Origin of the sequence: Kitasatospora sp. NPDC001539 (genome assembly GCF_040298565.1) — a bacterium.
Classification (GTDB): domain Bacteria; phylum Actinomycetota; class Actinomycetes; order Streptomycetales; family Streptomycetaceae; genus Kitasatospora.
In genome coordinates this window covers 1-1,967 of record NZ_JBEPAK010000459.1, presented here as the reverse complement: position 1 = coordinate 1,967, position 1,967 = coordinate 1, and the positions used below count along the sequence as shown (strand labels likewise).

Sequence of the window (1,967 nt, the reverse complement as noted above, 5' to 3'; positions counted from 1 at the left end):
TTGGTGAGCGCGCGGCGGAGGCCGGCCGCTGCTTGCGGGCGTGTGCCGCTGTGGTCCGGCGGGTGGTTGGGTACGGCATGAGGTGGGCGGGGGAGCGAGCGCGGCGGAGGCACCCGGCTCGAAGGCACCACCGAGGCTGTTGACGATCACGCCCATCCGGTTGGCCGCGTTGATCAGCGCGACCAGGCAGACCAGCGCGCCGACCTGGTCGTCGTCGTAGTGCTTGCGCACATCGGTCCAGGTCGCGTCGGAGACGCCCCCGGCGCCGTCGGCGATCCGGGTGCCCTCCTCGGCGAGCGCCAGCGCGGCACGCTCGGCCTCGGTGAACACGGTGCTGTGCCGCCAACCGGCGACCAGGTTGATCCGCAGCGCGCTCTCCCCGTGGGCCGCAGCCTCCTTGGCGTGGATGTCGATGCAGAAGCCGCAGCCGTTGACCTGGCTGGCGCGCAGCATGACCAGGTCCTGCAAACCCTTGGGGAGCGTCGACTCCTGGAGGGCCAGCGAGGTGCTGGAGAAGCGCCTGGCGACCTTGGCGGCGGTCGGGCTGTCGAACAGGTTGAAGCGGGTTTCCACGGTGACGTCCTCACTCGTTGTCGTCGTGCGCATCGGCGCCGGACGACCACAGGACACGGACGGCGCGGCGCCCGTGACGGCGGACGGCTGTGACGGACGCCACCGCCGGGCGGTGTCACGGGCCGACGGCCACCGGTGTCCACTGAACAGCACACCCCAGCGCACCCCAGCACCCCCGAGCGCACCCCAGCACAACCCGATGGCGAGAGGCAGGAGCCGGACATGAACCAGGACCCCACGGCGGCCGAACACCCGGTGGAGGCCGCGACCGACGTCTTCCTCGCCCACCGGAACCTGCTGTTCACCGTCGCCTACGAGTTGCTCGGCTCCGCCGCCGACGCCGAGGACGTGCTGCAGGAGACGTGGCTGCGCTGGGTGGGGGTCGACCTGTCCACCGTCCGCGAGCACCGCGCCTACCTCGTGCGGATCTGCACCCGCCAGGCGCTGAACCGGCTGCGGACGCTCGCCCGCCGCCGCGAGTCGTACGTCGGCCCGTGGCTGCCGGAGCCGCTGCTGACCGCACCCGACGTCGCCGAGGACGTCGAACTGGCGGAGAGCGTCTCGCTGGCGATGCTGCTGGTGCTGGAGACCCTCACGCCGACCGAGCGCGCCGTGTTCGTGCTGCGCGAGGTGTTCGGGCTGGAGTACGGCGAGATCGCGGAGGCCGTCGACAAGTCCCCCGCCGCCGTCCGGCAGATCGCCCACCGGGCCCGCGCCCATGTCGCCGCGCGCCGACCGCGCGGGGCGGTCTCGCCGGCCGAGGCCCGACAGGCGGTGACGGCCTTCCGGCGCGCCGTCGAGACCGGCGACCTGCGGGCCCTGCTCGGCCTCCTCGCACCCGACGCCGTTCTGCTGGGCGACGGTGGGGGAGTGGTCCAGGCGGCGCCGGCCCCCGTGGTGGGCGCCGAGTCGGTGGCCGCGCTGCTGTGCCGGATCTCCCGGCTGCCGGTCTCGCTGACGATCGAACAGGTCAACGGCCGCCCGGCGCTGGTGTCCCGCGTGGACGGCGAGGTGGACACCGTGCTGGCGCTGCGCCTGGACGAGGGCCTGATCACCGGCCTGTACGCGGTGCGCAACCCGGAGAAGCTGTCCCGGATGACCCGGGAGACCGCGCTCGGCCGCTGACCTGCCGCCGGCGGTGACCCGCGCCGGTCGGCGGGGCCGCCGGTGCGTGCCGCCGGAAGGACGGACACCGCCGGGCCCCTCGGGGGAGGGCCCGGCGGTGTCGCGGGTCGAGCACGCAGGACTCAGGCGCGGCGGCCGCGCTTGCGGCGGGCGAGGTAGACCGCGCCGCCGCCGAGGGCGAGCAGGGCGGCCCCCAGCCACCGGGCCTGGTCCTCGGTTACGCGGCCCGTTCCCCGGCCGAGATCGACGAGGGCGTGGCCGTGCTGGGC

At 74.5% G+C, this 1,967-nt stretch carries 1 protein-coding gene and 1 pseudogene; one reads left to right on the top strand and one right to left on the bottom strand.

What is annotated here, in order from left to right; all coding sequences use genetic code 11:
• Positions 1–99 precede the first annotated feature (99 nt).
• Positions 100–573 (bottom strand): annotated as a pseudogene (locus ABT247_RS33240) (carboxymuconolactone decarboxylase family protein); the annotation flags it as partial.
• Positions 574–795: 222 nt separating this feature from the next.
• Between ABT247_RS33240 and ABT247_RS33235 the strand changes: the two are divergent.
• Complete coding sequence (locus ABT247_RS33235) at positions 796–1,698, top strand: RNA polymerase sigma-70 factor (protein ID WP_350750285.1); 903 nt, start codon at positions 796–798, stop codon at positions 1,696–1,698.
• Positions 1,699–1,967: the final 269 nt, after the last annotated feature.

Bases quoted from the DNA above. Each gene is read 5' to 3' on its own strand.
- ABT247_RS33235 (WP_350750285.1), top strand. From the start codon at position 796: ATGAACCAGGACCCCACGGCGGCCGAACACCCGGTGGAGGCCGCGACC.